This window comes from Streptomyces sp. NPDC001514 (assembly GCF_053597075.1).
In genome coordinates this window covers 134619-152228 of sequence record NZ_JBSFHO010000007.1, presented here as the reverse complement: position 1 = coordinate 152228, position 17610 = coordinate 134619, and the positions used below count along the sequence as shown (strand labels likewise).

The 17610-nt window shown below is 71.6% G+C and carries 18 protein-coding genes; 11 read left to right on the top strand and 7 right to left on the bottom strand.

Features of this window, described 5'->3' with window-relative positions; translation table 11 throughout:
• Positions 1–253 precede the first annotated feature (253 nt).
• From ACWCXB_RS10740 to ACWCXB_RS10730, 3 genes are all read left to right on the top strand, one after another.
• Positions 254–1201 carry a heme o synthase gene (locus tag ACWCXB_RS10740; RefSeq protein WP_450721235.1) on the top strand — a complete coding sequence of 316 codons (948 nt, stop codon included), beginning with the start codon at positions 254–256 and terminating at the stop codon, positions 1199–1201.
• Between the two features lie 84 nt (positions 1202–1285).
• The gene (locus ACWCXB_RS10735) at positions 1286–1636 is read left to right on the top strand and encodes a hypothetical protein (RefSeq protein ID WP_450721233.1); all 351 of its coding nucleotides are present in this window, start codon (positions 1286–1288) and stop codon (positions 1634–1636) included.
• Between the two features lie 155 nt (positions 1637–1791).
• Entirely contained in the window at positions 1792–2874 is a 1083-nt protein-coding gene (locus ACWCXB_RS10730) for an amidohydrolase family protein (protein WP_450721231.1), read from the top strand.
• Positions 2875–2900: 26 nt separating this feature from the next.
• Here the strand turns inward: ACWCXB_RS10730 and ACWCXB_RS10725 are convergent, their stop codons facing one another.
• The 5 genes from ACWCXB_RS10725 to ACWCXB_RS10705 all read right to left on the bottom strand — a co-directional run bounded on the left by ACWCXB_RS10725 (position 2901) and on the right by ACWCXB_RS10705 (position 7987).
• The gene (locus tag ACWCXB_RS10725) at positions 2901–3869 is read right to left on the bottom strand and encodes a COX15/CtaA family protein (protein WP_450721229.1); all 969 of its coding nucleotides are present in this window, start codon (positions 3867–3869) and stop codon (positions 2901–2903) included.
• Positions 3870–3991: 122 nt separating this feature from the next.
• Positions 3992–5173, bottom strand: coding sequence for an FAD-dependent oxidoreductase (locus ACWCXB_RS10720; RefSeq protein WP_450721227.1), 1182 nt, complete (start codon positions 5171–5173; stop codon positions 3992–3994).
• A 78-nt stretch (positions 5174–5251) separates the two neighbouring features.
• Entirely contained in the window at positions 5252–5977 is a 726-nt protein-coding gene (locus ACWCXB_RS10715) for a maleylpyruvate isomerase family mycothiol-dependent enzyme (protein WP_450721225.1), read from the bottom strand.
• The gene (locus tag ACWCXB_RS10710; protein WP_450721223.1) at positions 5970–6815 is read right to left on the bottom strand and encodes a fumarylacetoacetate hydrolase family protein; all 846 of its coding nucleotides are present in this window, start codon (positions 6813–6815) and stop codon (positions 5970–5972) included. The genes ACWCXB_RS10715 and ACWCXB_RS10710 overlap by 8 nt, the downstream gene beginning before the upstream one ends.
• Complete coding sequence (locus ACWCXB_RS10705; protein ID WP_450721362.1) at positions 6812–7987, bottom strand: cupin domain-containing protein; 1176 nt, start codon at positions 7985–7987, stop codon at positions 6812–6814. Before ACWCXB_RS10705 ends, ACWCXB_RS10710 begins: the two co-directional genes overlap by 4 nt.
• A 59-nt stretch (positions 7988–8046) precedes the next feature.
• Here ACWCXB_RS10705 and ACWCXB_RS10700 point away from each other — a divergent pair, with 59 nt between their 5' ends.
• Both ACWCXB_RS10700 and ACWCXB_RS10695 read left to right on the top strand, forming a co-directional pair.
• Positions 8047–8820 (top strand): IclR family transcriptional regulator, encoded by a 774-nt coding sequence (locus ACWCXB_RS10700; RefSeq protein WP_450721221.1) that lies wholly within the window; start codon positions 8047–8049, stop codon positions 8818–8820.
• A 261-nt stretch (positions 8821–9081) separates the two neighbouring features.
• The gene (locus tag ACWCXB_RS10695; protein WP_450721219.1) at positions 9082–10356 is read left to right on the top strand and encodes an MFS transporter; all 1275 of its coding nucleotides are present in this window, start codon (positions 9082–9084) and stop codon (positions 10354–10356) included.
• 38 nt (positions 10357–10394) lie between these two features.
• Here ACWCXB_RS10695 and ACWCXB_RS10690 read toward each other — a convergent pair whose 3' ends face one another.
• Positions 10395–11204: an ABC transporter permease gene (locus ACWCXB_RS10690; protein ID WP_450721360.1), complete on the bottom strand. Its 810-nt coding sequence runs from the start codon at positions 11202–11204 to the stop codon at positions 10395–10397.
• A 20-nt stretch (positions 11205–11224) separates the two neighbouring features.
• Positions 11225–12151: an ABC transporter ATP-binding protein gene (locus tag ACWCXB_RS10685; protein WP_450721217.1), complete on the bottom strand. Its 927-nt coding sequence runs from the start codon at positions 12149–12151 to the stop codon at positions 11225–11227.
• 129 nt (positions 12152–12280) lie between these two features.
• Between ACWCXB_RS10685 and ACWCXB_RS10680 the strand changes: the two genes are divergently transcribed.
• The 6 genes from ACWCXB_RS10680 (at position 12281) to ACWCXB_RS10655 (ending at position 17609) form a co-directional block, all read left to right on the top strand.
• Positions 12281–13045: a DUF72 domain-containing protein gene (locus tag ACWCXB_RS10680; protein WP_450721216.1), complete on the top strand. Its 765-nt coding sequence runs from the start codon at positions 12281–12283 to the stop codon at positions 13043–13045.
• Positions 13046–13190: 145 nt separating this feature from the next.
• A complete protein-coding gene (locus ACWCXB_RS10675; RefSeq protein WP_450721214.1) occupies positions 13191–13556 on the top strand; it encodes a YidB family protein in 366 nt (121 codons plus the stop codon).
• A 300-nt stretch (positions 13557–13856) separates the two neighbouring features.
• The gene (locus ACWCXB_RS10670) at positions 13857–14633 is read left to right on the top strand and encodes a helix-turn-helix transcriptional regulator (RefSeq protein ID WP_450721212.1); all 777 of its coding nucleotides are present in this window, start codon (positions 13857–13859) and stop codon (positions 14631–14633) included.
• Positions 14630–16051 carry a Fe-S cluster assembly protein SufB gene (gene sufB, locus ACWCXB_RS10665; RefSeq protein WP_450721210.1) on the top strand — a complete coding sequence of 474 codons (1422 nt, stop codon included), beginning with the start codon at positions 14630–14632 and terminating at the stop codon, positions 16049–16051. The genes ACWCXB_RS10670 and sufB overlap by 4 nt, the downstream gene beginning before the upstream one ends.
• A 59-nt stretch (positions 16052–16110) precedes the next feature.
• Complete coding sequence (sufD, locus tag ACWCXB_RS10660) at positions 16111–17292, top strand: Fe-S cluster assembly protein SufD (protein WP_450721208.1); 1182 nt, start codon at positions 16111–16113, stop codon at positions 17290–17292.
• Positions 17292–17609 (top strand): non-heme iron oxygenase ferredoxin subunit, encoded by a 318-nt coding sequence (locus tag ACWCXB_RS10655; protein ID WP_385411296.1) that lies wholly within the window; start codon positions 17292–17294, stop codon positions 17607–17609. The genes sufD and ACWCXB_RS10655 overlap by 1 nt, the downstream gene beginning before the upstream one ends.
• The last annotated feature ends 1 nt before the right edge of the window (position 17610 follow it).

Genomic DNA, 17610 nt, shown 5'->3' with positions numbered 1-17610 from the left:
CCTCGGACACAGCCGGCACTGCCAGGGTGCGCTCAGCGGCTCGACTTCGCCTCTCGTCGGCGAACCCATGGGTCAGTACGCAGCGGGGCCCCGCACCGCTCAACACGACCCCACCCCCGCGAAGATCGGCATGCGGCCAACGTCTAGAGTGGCGTGGTACGCGCAAGTCTTCACGGGTATTCACTCCCCCATAGCCCTCCGGGCATGGGAGGTACCCCAGAAGCTTGCTGGGAATTCTCTGTCAGGGGTGTGCGTGACGGCCGTCGAGTCCCGACCCGCAGGGGTCGTCTTGACTCCCAGCCCAGGGGGCCATCGGCCATTCGGGGCCCGCGTCAAGGCATTCGTGGCGCTCACGAAGCCGCGGATCATCGAGCTGCTGCTGATCACCACGGTCCCCGTGATGTTCCTGGCCGCACAGGGTGTGCCGGACCTCTGGCTCGTCGTCGCGACCTGCATCGGCGGATACCTCTCCGCGGGCGGCGCGAACGCGCTCAACATGTACATCGACCGCGACATCGACGCCCTGATGGACCGTACGTCACAGCGTCCGCTGGTCACCGGGGTGCTCACGCCCCGCGAGGGCCTGGTCTTCGGCATCACCCTCGCCGTGGTCTCCACCCTCTGGTTCGGACTGCTGGTCAACTGGCTGTCCGCGGCGCTCTCGCTGGGTGCGCTCCTCTTCTATGTCGTCGTCTACACGATGCTGCTGAAGCGGCGCACCGCGCAGAACATCGTGTGGGGCGGTATCGCCGGCTGTATGCCGGTGCTGATCGGCTGGTCCGCCGTCACGAACTCGATGTCGTGGGCAGCGGTCATCCTCTTCCTGGTCATCTTCTTCTGGACGCCGCCGCACTACTGGCCGCTGTCGATGAAGGTCAAGGAGGACTACGCACGCGTCGGCGTGCCGATGCTCCCGGTCATCGCCTCGAACAGGGTCGTCGCACGCCAGATCGTCCTCTACAGCTGGGTGATGGTCGCCGTCTCCCTGCTGCTGACGCCACTCGGCTACACCGGCTGGTTCTACACGGCGGTGGCGCTGGTGACAGGCGGCTGGTGGCTGCGGGAGGCGCACGCGCTGCAGAGCCGCGCGAAGGCCGGGGTCACCGGCGGCAAGCTCAAGGAGATGCGGCTCTTCCACTGGTCGATCACCTATGTCTCGCTGCTGTTCGTGGCGGTGGCGGTGGACCCCTTCCTGCGCTGAGCCGGGCTCGTCGTTGAAGGGCGTGGCCCAGGCCACGTGACCTGACTGTCGCCAGTCGATCTACCCGCGAGTAGCATCCTGGTCATGGCAGACATCCAGGTTGACGAGAAGCAGGCGAAGCAGGCCGCGAGGGCGGAGCGCAAGGCGGCGAAGCTCGCCAAGCAGATCGGCGCCTTCGCCAAGGCGCACGGCGGCGCCGAGGGTCAGGTCGCGTACATCGGGCAGATGGGCACCCGCATCGTGCTCGTCGGCGAGGACGGCGGATGGGGCGACCTGGTCGCGCCGAGCCACGCGATCGCGGTCAGCGCCGTGGAGAAGTCCGGCATCACGATGCACGAGTCCTTCGACGGCGACTTCGCGGCGAAGGTCCGCACGGGCCGGTACGAGTGGACCCGCATGGCCGGCATCCAGCTGGGCGGCCCCTCCAACGACTGACGCGCGGACGACACCTGTCCGGGGGGCGATCCCCAGTTCCCCTGGACGCCTCCCGGCACGGCGCCGAGACGGGCTCCGAAGGGGGCGGGCAACACCTAGCGCGGGGCTCACCCGTTAGGACGTGTGGAAGCACGTCCACCGCTGGGAGCCCCCGGATGATCGATACGCCGTCCATGGTGGATCAGTACTGTCACGGCGTCCTCCGCACCGAGCTCGGCCTCGGCACCTTCGAGGCCCATCTCGGCAGGACCACCGGGCCACCCGCGCCCGGCACCACCTTCTTCGACACGCAGACCGGCTTTGCCGTACGCCGCTGGTGTCCGCCGCTGCTCGGTCTCGAGCCGCACTGCCCGCCTGCCCGCTACCTCGCCCGGCGCAGGGAGCTCGGCGTTCTGGAATCCGGCAGGCGGCTGCTGCGGGCCACCGGAATCGCCACGTATCTGGTGGACACCGGGCTGCCCGGAGACCTCACCGGACTCCCCGAGATCGCCGCCGCGGGCGCCGCCGAAGCCCATGAGATCGTCCGGCTCGAGCAGCTCGCCGAGCAGGTCGCCGACACCTCGGGCACCGTCGATGCCTTTCTCGCCAACCTCGCCGAGGCCGTGCACGGAGCCGCCGACTCGGCCGTCGCCTTCACCTCCGTCGCCGGCGTACGGCACGGACTCGCCCTCGCCCCCGAGCCGCCGGGACCCGGCGAGGTGCGCGGTGCGACGGGACGCTGGCTGGCCGGGCGGCAGGTCCGCGGCCGGCTCACCGATCCCGTGCTGCTGCGGCACCTCCTCTGGATCGCCGTCGCCTCCGGGCGCCCCCTGCAGCTCCACGTCGGCGTCGACGATCCGCTGCTGCTCACCGACTTCGCGGCGGCCACGACCGGCCTCGGCACCGATCTCGTCCTGCTGCACGGCTATCCGTACCACCGGCACGCCGCCCATCTGGCGAGCGTCTTCCCGCATGTGTACGCGGACGTCGGGCCCGCGCTCGCCCACACGGGGGCCGGGGCCGCGTCCGTACTCGCGGAGATCCTGGAGTTGGCGCCGTTCGGGAAGCTGCTGTTCTCCAGCGGCGCACGCGGGCTGCCCGAACTGCACGTGGTCGGGGCGCGGATCTTCCGGGAGGCGCTCGGGCGGGTGCTGAACGGCTGGGTGACGGACGGCGCGTGGTGCCGTACGGACGCCCAGCGGGTCGCCGAGATGATCGCGGCAGGCAATGCCCGCCGCCTCTACGGACTCGCCGGTTGAGCCGTCAGTCCGGGCGGACCGCCCGCTCAGGCCACCGAGAGCGCCTGGTCCTGCTGCGCCGGGATCGCGGCGGTGTCCAGCGGCCGCTCCCGCAGGCACAGCGCCAGCCGGAGCACCGCGATCCACATCAGCGAGGAGCCGAGCATATGGACGCCGACCAGCACCTCGGGCACATCGGTGAAGAACTGCACATAGCCGACGGCGCCCTGCGCGAGCAGCACGATCAGCAGCTCACGCGCACGGGCCCGGGTGTCGTCGGGAGCGTCCACCACCCGCAGCACGAGCCACATCGCGACGGCGAGCGCGCACACCAGCCAGGCCAGCGCGGCGTGCACATGAGCCGCGTCCACCCAGTCGAACGGCATCCGGGGCACATCGCTGCTGTCGCCCGCGTGCTTGCCGGAGCCCGTCACCGTCGTACCCGCCGCGATCAGCAGCGCGGAGGCGCCGGCCAGCACCCAGGACAGCTTCCGCACCGGGCGCGGGACCCGCGGCCGCGGCGCGCTGTCGCCCTCGCGTGACCGGAGCCAGGTGATCGTGGCCACCGTCAGCAGCGCGTTCGCGAGCAGGAAGTGCCCGGCGACGGTCCAGGGGTTGAGCCCGGCCCACACCGTGATCCCGCCGATGACCGCATTGCCCATGACGATCCAGAACTGCGCCCAGCCGAGCCTGACCAGCCCGCGACGCAGCGGCTTCGTGGCGCGCGCCGCGATGATGGCCCAGCCGACCGCCGCGCACAGGACGTACGTCAGCATGCGGTTGCCGAACTCGATCGCGCCGTGGATGCCCTGCTCCGGGGTCGCGAACAGGCTGTCGTCCGTGCACTTGGGCCAGGTGTCGCAGCCGAGGCCGGAGCCGGTCAGCCGGACCGCGCCGCCGGTGACGATGATGGCCACGCTCATCACGACGGCGGCGAGCGCGGCGCGCCGGACGGTCCGGGGGGACGGCGTCCAGCGCTGGGCGATGTAGGCGAGGGGGGTCTGCACGGCGACCATCGTAGGCGCCCGCTTGTGCACGGATTCACGTGGGTGGGCATGTCCGGACAGACCACCACCTCCGGCAGGGACGGCGGGGCCGCCCGGATCCCGCCCGTGCCGGGATCCGGGCCGCGCGGCGTTCACCCTGCTCGGTGGCCCCACAGCCACTCCGCCGGCCCGAGGTCGTCGGTGGCCCTGCGGCTGAACACCTCGTCGCGCAGCAGTGCGGCGACCCCTTCGACGTGCCACATCTCACCCCAGACGCGGGCGGTGGACTGGACGCGGCCCGTGCGCGGTGCCCGCTCGGCCGCGTACTCCTCCAGTGCGGAAGGCCAGACGACCGTGCCGTCGGGGCCCGAGTGGCGCGTGGCCGACGCGGCGAGTGCGGCAGCGTCCTCGATGGCCTGGCAGGCACCCTGCGCCAGGTACTGCAGCATCGGGTGTGCCGCGTCGCCGAGCAGCGCCACCCGGTCCTTGGCCCAGGAGGCGATCGGTTCGCGGTCGGCCATCGGCCACCAGCGCTCGCGGCCGAGGCCGGGCAGGGCGCGGCGGACGGGCTCGCAGGCCGCGGCGAAGACCTGCTCCAGCTCGTCGGGCCCGCCCCACGGCTCCGCGCCGTCGTCGAAGCGCGGGCTGCGGAAGACGGCCACCTGGTTGTAGAGGGAGCCGGAGCGCAGCGGGTACTGCACCAGGTGCAGCCCTGGGCCCATCCAGACGAGGACGTCGCGAAGGTTCGGGCCGCCCGCGACGTCCTCGATCGGGACCGTCCCGCGGTAGGCGACGTAGCCCGACTGGACCGGCTCGTCGTCCGAGAACAACCTGCGCGTGCGCGAGTGCAGACCGTCGGCGGCGACGACCGCGCCGCCCCTGTACGCGGCGCCGTCACCCGTGCGGACCGTGACCGAGTCCGGGTGGTGGTCGATCTCCTCGACGCGGCGGCCGGTCAGCAGTTCGGCGCCCGCCTCGACGGCGGCGTCGACCAGGATGTCCAGCAGGTCGCTGCGGTGGACGACGACGTACGGGCCGCCGAAGTGCTCCTCGTACGCCCTGTCCAGGCGGACGCGGGTCAGCTCCCGGCCGTCGACCGCGTTGTGGAAGACGAGGTGACCAGGACGGACACCGGCCTCGACGACCCGGTCGAGTACGCCGAGCCGCCGCAGGACGCGGGTCGCGTTGGGTGCCATCTGAAGGCCCGCGCCGACCTCGGTGAAGGCGGGGGCCTGTTCCAGCAGCGTCACCTCGCGGCCGGCGCGACGCGCGGCGAGGGCCGTCGCCGTGCCGCCGATGCCGCCGCCGATGACGATGAGCCTGTCGTTGCTCATGACGTGTTCCTTTGCAGGGTGTTGCAGGGTGGGGGCCGGCCGGGATCCGTTCGCCGGGTCCTGTCGGCCGGGGCCTCTTCAGAGCCAGCGCGGCAGTACCGCCCGTGTGGTGCCGCGCGCCGCACGCGCGGCCTGCGTGTCGCGGCCCAGCAGCCAGGCGCAGAGACCGGCGGCGGGAGCGGCGACGACCTCGGGCACGGATCCGTCCGGGCCGAGCCGGTACGCGGCGCCGTCCCGGTCCGTCGGGCGGAGCAGCACCGCGGGGCAGTCCTCCTTGGCGCCGACCGTCGCCGACACCTCTGCGAGCAGCGCGTCGACGAGATCGTCCGGGAAGGCGTCGGTGTCGTCGCCGGCGCCCAGGTCGACCAGGTGCACCCAGACCTCGCGGGTCCGCATCCACGGCACCTCGCTCGCGGGGACGGTGCGGCCCAGGGCGCTGCGGACGGTGGCCTGCCAGGCCTTGGCGGGCAGCGCGTCGACGGCGGCCAGCAGCCGGGCGTCGGCGTCCAGGACGTCGGCGAGGACGACGGGTGCCGGGCGGCGGGCGCCCTGCTCGATGTCGTCGAGGCGCGAGGCCGGGTCGGGGTACATCGGCGTCTCGACACCGGTACGGGCCCAGGTCAGCAGGTTGACCAGGGCGTCCGCATTGCGCGCGAGATGCGTCAGGACGTGTGCGCGGGACCAGCCCGGCAGCAGGGACGCGCCCTCGGCCGCCGCGTCGCCCAGCTCGTCGAGCCGCTTGTGGAGCAGCGCCGAGCCCTCGTGCACCCAGCCGAGTGCGCGGGCGAGTCCGTGCTCAGCCATCGGTCCGCTCCACCTTCTCCGCGCGGCACACGTTGCGCAGTTCGCCGATGCCGGACACCGAGGTGGTGAGTGTCTGGCCCTCGGCGAGGTACCGCTGCGGCCTGCGGGCATGGCCGACGCCGCCCGGGGTCCCCGTGGCGATCACATCGCCCGGCTGGAGGGTGAGGATCGTCGAGATGTACGAGACGAGGGTTGCCGCGTCGAAGACCAGGTCCGCGGTGTCGGCCTGCTGCACGGTTTCGCCGTCGACCGCGCCGCTGAGCGCGAGCCCGGCGGCGGGATCCGCCTCGTCCGGCGTGACCAGGACCGGGCCGAACGGCGTGGTGGCCTCGAACGTCTTGCCCTGCAGCCACATCGGTGAGCGGTACTGCCAGTCCCGTGCGGTCACGTCGTTGAGGACCGAGTAGCCCGCGATGGCCGCGGCCGCTGCCTCCTTGCCCGCGTGCCGGACGGACGTACCGATGACGACGGCGAGCTCGGCCTCCCAGTCGACGGCGTCGGACGCGGCGGGCAGCACGATCTCGTCGTACGGACCGATCAGGGCTTCGGGGTACTTGGCGAACAGCGTGGGGTACTGCGGGAGTTCGCGGCCCATCTCGAGGATGTGGTTCCGGTAGTTGAGGCCGACGCAGATGATCTTCCCGGGGCGGGGGACGACGGGTGCGTAGTCGAGCGAGCCGACGGCGTGCGCGGTGCCGGCCGCTGCCGCCGCGAGCCGCTTCCAGTCCGGGTCGGCGAGCAGGGCGCCCAGATCGCGGTGTCCTGTCTCGACGGCGGTGTCCCCGTCGATGCGTACGGCGGCGGTGGCGCCTGCGGTGCGGATGGTGGCGAGCTTCATCGGTGTGTGGTCCCTTCGGCGACGGCGGTGGGCAGGGTGTGGAAGTGGAGCTTCTCCATGACCGGGGCGTCGCTGAAGCGGAACAGGTCGAGCTGCTGCGCGCCCGCCCCCGCCCCCGCTCCCGCCTCGATGGACACCTCGGCCCAGGAGGGCACGGTGACGAGGTCGCCGTGGGTGACCTCGAACCGCTCACCGTTCACGACGAACGCGCCCGAGCCCTCGAAGACCTGCCACACCGACGAGGCGACCTCGCGCGAGGCGGGCACGACGGCTCCGGCGCTGAGCCGGTGCATCTCCGTACGGAGAGTGGGCAGCGCGTCGGCGCCGTTGGTCGGGTTCGAGAAGCGGACGGCCGCATGGCCGGGGTGCGCGGTGACGCCCTCGTGGCCCTCGGCCTCCAGCTCCAGCTGGCCGGCGAGCGCGGCGTCGGTGTGCGCCCAGCGGTAGGCGGCGAGCGGCGACCTGGGGGTGTCGGTGAGCCGGGAGAGCGGGCGCAGACCCGGGTGGCCCCACAGACGCTCGGCGCGCGAGCGCTCCGGCATGGAGCGGTCCTCCAGCGTGTCCGGGCCGAACTCGAAGAACTCGGTGTTCAGAGCGGACGACAGCGGGATGTCGAGCCCGTCCAGCCAGGCCATCGGGCGGTCGGTGGTGTTGTGGTGACCGTGCCAGGCCCAGCCCGGGGTCAGCAGCAGGTCGCCGCGGCGCATGGCGACCGGGTCGCCGTCGACGATCGTCCACACGCCCTCGCCCTCCAGGACGAACCGGAAGGCGTTCTGGGCGTGGCGGTGGACCGGCGCCACCTCGTGGGGACCGAGGTACTGGATCGCGGCCCACAGGGTGGGAGTCGCGTGCGGCAGACCGTGCAGCCCCGGGTTGGAGAGCGAGATCGCACGGCGCTCGCCGCCCCGGCCGACCGGCACCAGCTCGCCGGCCCTGACCGCGGCTGCGTACAGCTCGGACCAGCGCCAGCGATGGGGGACCGCCGCGGGGTGCGGGTGCAGCGGCATCAGATCCTCGCGCTCGGTCCACAGCGGGATCAGCCCGAGCGAGTCGAACTCCTTGTACAGCTCGGTGAGCCGGGGGTCCCGCGGCTCCGCCGTCTCTTCCTGTCCGGACACGGGGCACGTCCTTTCGGCTGCCGGGCGCTGCCCCGGATGGGCGGCGCCTCCAATGTCCGGGACATTACGGCTCGTTTTCCAGAGCGGAACGAAGACGGTTGTAGAATTCCGCTGTGAAGAATTCCGACAGCGCGCACCGGACCCCCGCGACCCCTGCCCACGGGCTGGAGTCCGTGGAGAACGCACTTTCCCTGCTGCTCCTGCTCCGCAAGCAGGGGCGGGTGCGGCTGAGCGAGGCCGCCGACCACCTCGGCGTCGCCCGCTCCACCGCCCACCGGCTGCTGGCCACGCTGCGCGGCCGCGGCTTCGCGGTGCAGGGCGCCGACAAGGCGTACCGCCCGGGGCCCGCCCTCTACCGCCTCGGCATGTCGCAGCGCTCCGACTACGAACTCGTGGAGACCGCCAGGCCGCACATGCTGTGGCTCAACGAGAGACTCGGCGAGACCGTGCACCTGGTGGTCCGGGCAGGCGCCGAGGCGCGCTTCCTGCACAGCATCGAGGGCACGCATGCACTGCGCGTCGGCAGTCGCGCCGGCGCCGTACTGCCCGCGCATCTCGCCTCCGGCGGCAAGGCGCTCCTCGCCGAGCTGAGCGTGGCCGAGCTCGCCGAGATCTACGGTGCGCGGGGCGCCGGGCACCCTGACGACACCGACCCCGAGACGCTGCACCGCCGGCTCGCCGCCGTACGTCGCCGTGGATACGCCGTCAACATCGGCGACACCGAGCGAGGCGTCTCCGCCGTGGGTGCCGCCGTGCACGAGCCGGGCGGCCGGGCCGTGGCCGCGATCACGGTCTCGGCGCCCTCGCTGCGCTTCACCCGAGCCCACCTCGACGAGGCGGCGGCGGTGCTGCGGGAGGCCGTGCACCGTATGGAGGCCGCGTTCTGAGCCGCGGACCGTACGCCTGCGAGCCGCGAAGCGTACGCAGGCCCGGGCCGCGCATCGTACGGACGGGCGCCGTCGGCGCAAGCGCTCAGGACTGCTGTGCCGCAGAGCGGAATTTCTCGGTCGTTCCATTGCTCTCTGCGTAACAACGCTGCTTCCATCCCGGTCACCGGCAGGTCGCCCGTACGGCGCCGGAGGGACACCGGCATCCGATGCCCGCGGCCTGGCCCGGCTTCCCGCCTCCCCGTGACAGGACGTGGCCGCATGACCATCGACGCTCGAGTCCCCGTCTCACCCCCTTCCGAGCCTTCCGACCCTTCCGGTTCTTCCGATCCCGCCGACGCCCGCACCCGCGCCCTGACCCTGGCCGTCGTCGCCCTGTGCACGGCGGCGATCACGGTGGAGGGGTTCGACCTCATCGTCTACGGCGTCGCGCTGCCCGCGATGCTCGCCGACGCTTCCCTGGAGCTCGGCAAATCCCTCGCCGGAACCCTCGGCAGCCTTGCCTACGCGGGCATGCTCATCGGCGCCCTCGTCTGCGGTCCGCTCGCCGACCGCCTCGGGCGGCGCCGGCTCGTCCTCGTGTCCGGCGCGCTGTTCACCCTGTTCACGGTGGCCTGCGCGGTCGCCGCCGAGCCCTGGCAGTTCGGTCTGTTCCGGCTGCTCGCGGGCATCGGCATGGGCGGTGTCATGCCGTCCTGCGTGGCCCTCGCCAAGGAGTACGCGCCGCGCGGCCGCTCCGCGCTCGTGGCGACGGCGGTGCTGGCCGGCATCCCGGTCGGCGGAGTGCTCGCCGCGCTGACGGCCACCGCATGGGGTGCACAGCTGGGCTGGCGCGGCCTGTTCGGCGTCGGCGCCGCGCTGTCGGCGGCCGTCGTCGTCGCCGCGTACCTCCTGCTGCCCGACTCCCGGCCGCAGGCAGGGGCTCGCGACGGCGAGGACCGGACGGGTGAGCGGACGGGTGTGCGCACGGTGCTCTCCGGCACCTACGCCCGCGGCACCGTGCTGTTCACCGTCGCCAACTTCGCGGTGCTGCTCGCCTGGTACGGCCTGAACACCTGGCTGACCCAGCTGATGCGCGAGATGGACTACCCGCTCGGCTCGGCGCTGCGGTTCACGCTCGTCCTCAATCTGGGCGCGGTCGTCGGCTCGTTCGTCCTCGCGGCGGTCGCCGACCGCATCGGACCGCGCCCGGTCACCGCGGGCAGCGCGGTCCTCGCCGCGATCGCCGTGTTCGGCCTGTCGCAGGGCGGCGGCACGGCCGTCATCCTCGGCATCACCGCGCTCGCGGGAGTCGGCGCCCAGTCGGCGCTGACCATGCTCAACGACTGGGTGGCGTCCAGCTATCCGGCATCGGCCCGCGCCACGGCACTGGGCTGTGTGTCCGGCTTCGGGCGCGGCGGCGCGATCGTGGCGCCGCTGCTCGGCGGCTGGATCCTGCAGGCCGCGCTGGGACCGGTCACGGTCTTCTACGTGTTCGCGGCCGCAGCGCTGGTGTGCGCGGTGGCGCTGCTCGCCGTACCGGCCCGCCGGGGCTGACCGTCCACCGGGGCCGCCGGTTCACCGGAACCGGCGGCTCACTCCCAGCGGAAGAACTTAGCGGCCGCGCCCAGGCCCAGCACCGCCCACCCCGCCAGGATCCCCAGGTCGCCCCACGGCATCGCGGCACCGTGCTGCAGCACGTCCCGAAGCCCGTCCGAGAGCGCGGAGATCGGCAGCAGACCGAGCACCGACTGGGCCGCCTCCGGGAACTTCTCCAGCGGGACGACCACCCCGCCGCCCACCAGCAGCAGCAGGAACACCAGGTTCGCGGCGGCGAGCGTCGCCTCGGCCTTCAGCGTCCCGGCCATCAGCAGACCGAGACCGGAGAAGGCCGCGGTGCCGAGGACGAGCAGCAGGAGCACGGAGACCGGGTCGCCCTGCGGGGACCAGCCGAGCGCGAAGGCGATGCCCGTGAGCAGGACGATCTGCAGCACCTCGGTGACCAGGACCGACAGCGTCTTGGCCGTCATCAGCGCCCAGCGCGGCAGCGGTGAGGCGGCGAGCCGCTTGAGCACGCCGTAGCGGCGCTCGAAGCCGGTGGCGATGGCCTGGCCGGTGAAGGCGGTGGACATCACGGCCAGCGCGAGGACACCGGGGGCCAGGAAGTCGACGGACCTGCCCGCACCTGTCTCGACGATGTCGACCGTCGAGAAGAGGACGAGCAGCAGCGAGGGGATGATCACGGTCAGCAGCAGTTGCTCACCGTTGCGCAGGAGCATCTTCGTCTCGATCGCCGCCTGCGCCGCGATCATCCGCCCGACGGGGGCGGCCCCAGGCTTCGGCACGTACGTACCCGGCGTGGCCGAGGCCGGTGCCCCCGGCGTCCCGGCCGCGCCGGACGTCATGTCAGTGGTCACCTCAGCGGTCACGACCTCAGCTCCTTCCCGGTGAGCTCCAAGAAGACGTCCTCCAGGGTGTGCCGCTCCACCGAGATGCCGTCCGGCATCACGCCGTGCTGCGCGCACCAGGAGGTGACGGTGGCGAGCAGCTGCGGGTCGACCGTGCCGCTGATCCGGTACGCGCCCGGCGTCAGCTCCGCCGCGGACGTGCCGTCCGGCAGCGCCTTCAGCAGCGAGCCGACGTCGAGGCCGGGGCGGCCCGTGAAGCGCAGGGTGTTCTCGGCACCGCCGCGGCAGAGCTGCTCCGGGCTGCCCTGGGCGACGACCCGGCCCGCGTCGATGATCGCGACGTCGTCGGAGAGTTCTTCCGCCTCGTCGATGAAGTGGGTGGTGAGGACGACGGTGACGCCGTCCGTGCGCAGTTCGCGCACCAGGTCCCAGGTGGAGCGGCGGGCCTGCGGGTCGAGCCCCGCGGTCGGCTCGTCGAGGAAGACCAGCTCGGGGCGGCCGACGACGGCCATGGCCAGCGCGAGCCGCTGCTGCTGTCCGCCGGAGAGCCGCCGGTACGTCGTACGGCCGCAGGAGCCGAGACCCAGGCGCTCGATCAGAGCGTCCACGTCGAGCGGGTGCGCGTGCAGCTTGGCCATGTGGCGGAGCATCTCATCGGCGCGGGCGCCCGAGTAGACCCCGCCGGACTGGAGCATCACGCCGATCCGGGGCCGCAGCCGTGCGGCGTCGGCCACCGGGTCCAGGCCGAGGACGCGGACCGTGCCGGAGTCGGCGCGGCGGTAGCCCTCGCAGGTCTCGACCGTGGTGGTCTTGCCGGCCCCGTTCGGGCCCAGGACGGCCGTCACCGTACCGGCACGGACGTCGAGGTCGAGCCCGTCGACGGCGGTCTTGGTCCCGTACCGCTTCACCAGGCCGCGCACCTGGACGACGGACTCGTTCTTCATGCGGGGAAGTCTAAGGAGCCGGTGGAGGTGCCCCTGCCGCGGGTCTCGGGTGCAAGGGGTGCGAACCGGCCCGTACCCCGCCTCACCCGCATGGGTGAGCGAGCGGGATCCGTGGGGAAGGATCACGGTATGCCCGTGCTCATCGGCACCTCCGGGTGGCAGTACAAGGACTGGCGCGGCGTGCTCTACCCCGACGAGCGGCCCCAGCGTCTCTGGCTGGAGGAGTACGCGGAGCACTTCGTGACCGTCGAGAACAACAACGCCTTCTACCGGCTCCCCGAGCGGAAGACCTTCGGCGACTGGCGCGACCGCACCCCCGAAGGGTTCGTCATGGCGGTGAAGGCCAGCCGCTATCTCACGCACATCAAACGGCTGCACGATCCGGAGGAGCCCGTGCAGCGGCTCATGGAGCACGCCGAAGGGCTGGGAGACCGGCTGGGGCCCGTGCTGCTCCAGCTGCCGCCCACCCTGAAATGCGATCCCAAGGCCCTGGACGCGGCCCTCGCCTGCTTCCCCAGCCGGGTCCGGGTGGCCGTCGAACCCCGGCACGACTCGTGGTGGACCGACGAGGTCCGGGACGTCCTGAAGGGCCGCGGCGCCGCGCTGTGCTGGGCGGACAGGGGTTCCCGGCCGGTGTCGCCGCTGTGGCGGACGGCCGACTGGGGGTACGTACGGTTCCACGGGGGGCTGGCCGAGCCGTCGCCGCGCTACGGACGCCAGGCGCTCACCAGCTGGGCGGGGCGCATCGCCGACGCCTGGCCGGACCGGGCCGACGTCTACGCGTACTTCAACAACGACACCGGCGGGGCTGCGGTGCGCGACGCCGCCGGTTTCGCACGTGCGGTGGCGGCGCGTGGGCGCGCGGCGACCCGTACGCCGGGCGGGGAGACCTGAGGACGGGAGCCGGGCCGCGTGCGAGTGGGCCGAGGGTGAACCTGCGGATGAACCTGCGAGTGGACCCGTGGAATGGAACGCTGGGAAGAAGTTGTGAAGGAAGCTGTGAAGGAAGCACTCTCCGGACACCGGAAAGGCGACAGCCATGGCGGACAACGACCTTGAACGTCTGTTCGGCGGCGCCGACGCCGAGGCGGGCAAGCTGCTCGCTTCGCTGCTCAGCGAGGTCGGTGACAGCGGGCAGGCCGGAGGCAACCCGCTCCAAGGGCTGGTGAGGGAGCTCAACGAGGGCGGTCTGGCCCCGCAGGTGGAGTCCTGGATCGGGACGGGCGAGAACCGGCCCGTCAGCGGTGCGGAGATCGCCCAGGCCCTCCCGTACCAGGTCCTGGACAGTGTCGCGCAGCGTGCGGGTATCACCCCCGAGCAGGCCGCCGACCAACTTGCCGATGCGCTTCCGCGTGCCGTCGACAAGCTCACCCCTCAGGGCGAGGTGCCGCAGGGCCTGCTGTGAGCGTGGAGGCGGCGCGTGGACGGGTACGGCATCACTCGTCCGGACGGCCGGCGGGCATCCGGCGGCATCTGTGGCGCTCGGATCGAGCCGCCAGGGACATATTGGGCATAAAGGGCTGGTCACGGGGGTTGCAGTCATGCCCTGCACCTCGTCGGCCGGCTTCCCCGCAGGCCGCCCGCATTCATCCCACGAATGATCATTCCCGCAGGTCAGGTTAGGTTTCCCTAAGTGACGTACGGCACCGTCCACTGATCGGGACGCGGCTTGTCACTCTCTCGGGAATTACGCAACAATGGCGTTGTGAAAAACGTCGGCGAGGCTCCGCAGGAGGAACTCGCGACCGGGGAGCGGTCCACCCGCAACCGGGTCGCGCGGTCCATCCTGGACCACGGACCGTCCACCGTCGCCGACCTTGCGAAGCGGCTCGGCCTCACCCAGGCCGCCGTACGCCGCCATCTCGACGCGCTCGTGAGCGACGACGTCGTCGTCGCCCGCGAGCAGAAGGTGTACGGCGCCCGCACGCGCGGCCGGCCCGCCAAGGTGTTCGCGCTGACCGACTGCGGCCGCGACGCCTTCGAGCAGTCCTACGACAAGCTCGCCGTCGACGCTCTCCGCTGGATCGAGCGGACCGCGGGCGAAGGTGCCGCCGGAGAGGCGGCCGTCGCCGCGTTCGCCCGGGACCGGATCGAGGCCCAGGCCGAGGCGTACCGCCGGGCCGTCGAGGCCGCGGAGCCCGAGGAGCGCACGGAGGCCCTCGCCAAGGCATTGACCGCCGACGGGTACGCTGCTACGGCCCGGAACGCGCCCAGTCCCCGACAGGGCGAGCAGCTGTGCCAGCACCACTGCCCGGTCGCCCATGCCGCCGAGCGGTACCCGCAGCTGTGCGAGGCGGAGACGGAGTTCTTCTCCCGCCTGCTCGGGACCCATGTGCAGCGCCTGGCCACCATTGCCCACGGCGACGGGGTGTGCACGACCTTCATCCCGAAGGCCGGCGGCGGCACGAGCACCAGCACCAGCAGCACCACGAAGACCAACCCATCAGCATCTGCAAGTACGGCCGGGAGGAACCCCGCATGACTCTCCCCACGGAGACTGCTCACCCTGAACTCGAGGGCCTGGGCAAGTACGAATACGGCTGGGCCGACTCCGACGCCGCAGGCGCCGCTGCCAAGCGCGGTCTTTCGGAGGAGGTCGTCCGCGACATCTCCGCGAAGAAGTCCGAGCCCGAGTGGATGCTGAAGCTGCGTCTGAAGGGACTGCGGCTCTTCGACAAGAAGCCCATGCCGACCTGGGGCTCCGACCTCTCCGGCATCGACTTCGACAACATCAAGTACTTCGTGCGGTCCACCGAGAAGCAGGCCGAGTCCTGGGAGGACCTGCCGGAGGACATCAAGAACACGTACGACAAGCTCGGCATCCCGGAGGCGGAGAAGCAGCGCCTGGTCGCCGGTGTCGCCGCGCAGTACGAGTCCGAGGTCGTCTACCACCAGATCCGTGAGGACCTGGAGGAGCAGGGCGTCATCTTCCTGGACACCGACACCGCGCTGAAGGAGCACCCGGAGCTCTTCAAGGAGTACTTCGGCACCGTCATCCCGGTGGGCGACAACAAGTTCGCCTCGCTGAACACCGCGGTGTGGTCCGGCGGATCCTTCATCTACGTGCCGAAGGGCGTGCACGTCGAGATCCCGCTCCAGGCCTACTTCCGGATCAACACCGAGAACATGGGCCAGTTCGAGCGGACGCTGATCATCGTCGACGAGGACGCCTACGTCCACTACGTCGAGGGCTGCACGGCGCCGATCTACTCCTCGGACTCGCTGCACAGCGCCGTGGTCGAGATCATCGTCAAGAAGGGCGCCCGCTGCCGTTACACGACCATCCAGAACTGGTCGAACAACGTCTACAACCTGGTCACCAAGCGCGCCGTGGCGTACGAGGGCGCGACCATGGAGTGGGTCGACGGCAACATCGGCTCCAAGGTCACGATGAAGTACCCGGCCGTCTACCTGATGGGCGAGCACGCCAAGGGCGAGACCCTCTCCATCGCCTTCGCGGGCGAGGGCCAGCACCAGGACGCGGGCGCCAAGATGGTCCACATGGCGCCGAACACCTCGTCGAACATCGTCTCCAAGTCGGTGGCGCGAGGCGGCGGCCGTACCTCCTACCGCGGTCTGATCGAGATCGGCGAGGGCGCTCCGGGTGCGAAGTCCAACGTGCTCTGTGACGCTCTGCTCGTCGACACGATCTCGCGCTCCGACACCTACCCGTACGTGGACGTCCGCGAGGACGACGTCTCCATGGGCCACGAGGCCACCGTCTCCAAGGTCTCCGAGGACCAGCTCTTCTACCTGATGAGCCGCGGCCTCACCGAGTTCGAGGCGATGGCGACGATCGTGCGCGGCTTCGTCGAGCCGATCGCCAAGGAGCTGCCCATGGAGTACGCCCTCGAGCTCAACCGGCTGATCGAGCTCCAGATGGAAGGCGCGGTCGGCTGACGCCACCGTCCCCTCCCATCAGCACCGACTTATCCGAGAAAGCGAGCACTACGACAGCCATGGCTGAGGCTCAGAACATCCCGGCGGGCTCCACCACCGCCGGCTCGATCGCGGTGGCCGCCGAGTCCACCGTCGCCACCCGCATGAGTGCGCCCCCGTCGTACGACGTGGCGGACTTCCCCGTGCCGCACGGGCGCGAGGAGGAGTGGCGGTTCACCCCGCTGGACCGTCTCGCGGGGCTGCACGACGGCACCGCGGTCGCCACCGCGGGCGGCGTGACCGTCGAGGTCAGCGCCCCCGAGGGGGTGACGGTGGAGACCGTCGGCCGCGACGACGCGCGGCTCGGCAAGGCGGGCACGCCGGTGGACCGGATCGCCGCCCAGGCGTACTCCTCCTTCGAGAAGGCCTCGGTCGTCACGGTCCCCAAGGAGGCCGTGCTCACGGAGCCCATCCGGATCGCCGTGCACGGCGAGGGCGGCACCGCCTTCGGCCACCAGCACATCGAGCTCGGCGCCTTCGCCGAGGCCGTCGTCGTCATCGACCACACCGGTGACGCGGCCCTCGCCGCGAATGTCGACTACGTCCTGGGTGACGGCGCCAAGCTGACCGTCGTCTCCGTGCAGGACTGGGACGACAAGGCTGTCCACGTCGCCCAGCACAACGCGCTGGTCGGCCGCGACGCCTCCTTCAGGTCCATCGTGGTCACCTTCGGCGGCGACCTCGTGCGCCTCCACCCGCGCGTCTCGTACGCGGGCACCGGCGGCGAGGCCGAGCTCCTCGGCCTGTACTTCACGGACGCCGGCCAGCACCAGGAGCACCGTCTCCTGGTCACCCACAACAGCCCGCACTGCAAGTCCAACGTCGCCTACAAGGGCGCGCTGCAGGGCGCCGACGCGCACGCCGTCTGGATCGGCGACGTGCTCATCGAGGCCACGGCCGAGGGCACGGACACGTACGAGATGAACCGGAACCTGGTTCTGACCGACGGCGCCCGCGTCGACTCCGTGCCGAATCTGGAGATCGAGACAGGCGAGATCGTCGGCGCCGGCCACGCCTCCGCGACCGGCCGCTTCGACGACGAGCAGCTCTTCTACCTCATGGCCCGCGGCATCCCGGAGCAGGAGGCCCGCCGCCTCGTCGTGCGCGGCTTCTTCGCCGAGCTGGTCCAGCAGATCGGTCTGCCGGACGTCGAGGAGCGCCTCATCGCCAAGATCGAGGCCGAGCTGGAGGCTGCGCTCTGATGGCCTTCGTCCGAGTCTGTGGGCTGAGCGAGCTGGAGGAGGACACCCCGAAGCGGGTGGAACTCGACGGCACGCCGGTCTCCGTCGTCCGTACGGAGGGCGAGGTGTTCGCGATCCACGACATCTGCTCGCACGCGAACGTCTCCCTCTCCGAGGGCGAGGTCGAGGACTGTCAGATCGAGTGCTGGCTGCACGGCTCCAGCTTCGACCTCCGCACCGGCAAGCCGTCCGGCCTTCCCGCGACGCGCCCCGTCCCCGTGTACCCCGTAAAGATCGAAGGGGACGATGTGCTCGTCTCCGTCACCCAGGAGTCCTGAG

Bases quoted from the DNA above. Each gene is read 5' to 3' on its own strand.
- ACWCXB_RS10735 (WP_450721233.1), top strand. From the start codon at position 1,286: ATGGCAGACATCCAGGTTGACGAGAAGCAGGCGAAGCAGGCCGCGAGG.
- ACWCXB_RS10730 (WP_450721231.1), top strand. From the start codon at position 1,792: ATGATCGATACGCCGTCCATGGTGGATCAGTACTGTCACGGCGTCCTC.
- ACWCXB_RS10725 (WP_450721229.1), bottom strand. From the start codon at position 3,869: ATGGTCGCCGTGCAGACCCCCCTCGCCTACATCGCCCAGCGCTGGACG.
- ACWCXB_RS10720 (WP_450721227.1), bottom strand. From the start codon at position 5,173: ATGAGCAACGACAGGCTCATCGTCATCGGCGGCGGCATCGGCGGCACG.
- ACWCXB_RS10715 (WP_450721225.1), bottom strand. From the start codon at position 5,977: ATGGCTGAGCACGGACTCGCCCGCGCACTCGGCTGGGTGCACGAGGGC.
- ACWCXB_RS10710 (WP_450721223.1), bottom strand. From the start codon at position 6,815: ATGAAGCTCGCCACCATCCGCACCGCAGGCGCCACCGCCGCCGTACGC.
- ACWCXB_RS10695 (WP_450721219.1), top strand. From the start codon at position 9,082: ATGACCATCGACGCTCGAGTCCCCGTCTCACCCCCTTCCGAGCCTTCC.
- ACWCXB_RS10690 (WP_450721360.1), bottom strand. From the start codon at position 11,204: ATGACGTCCGGCGCGGCCGGGACGCCGGGGGCACCGGCCTCGGCCACG.
- ACWCXB_RS10685 (WP_450721217.1), bottom strand. From the start codon at position 12,151: ATGAAGAACGAGTCCGTCGTCCAGGTGCGCGGCCTGGTGAAGCGGTAC.
- ACWCXB_RS10680 (WP_450721216.1), top strand. From the start codon at position 12,281: ATGCCCGTGCTCATCGGCACCTCCGGGTGGCAGTACAAGGACTGGCGC.
- ACWCXB_RS10675 (WP_450721214.1), top strand. From the start codon at position 13,191: ATGGCGGACAACGACCTTGAACGTCTGTTCGGCGGCGCCGACGCCGAG.
- sufB (WP_450721210.1), top strand. From the start codon at position 14,630: ATGACTCTCCCCACGGAGACTGCTCACCCTGAACTCGAGGGCCTGGGC.
- sufD (WP_450721208.1), top strand. From the start codon at position 16,111: ATGGCTGAGGCTCAGAACATCCCGGCGGGCTCCACCACCGCCGGCTCG.
- ACWCXB_RS10655 (WP_385411296.1), top strand. From the start codon at position 17,292: ATGGCCTTCGTCCGAGTCTGTGGGCTGAGCGAGCTGGAGGAGGACACC.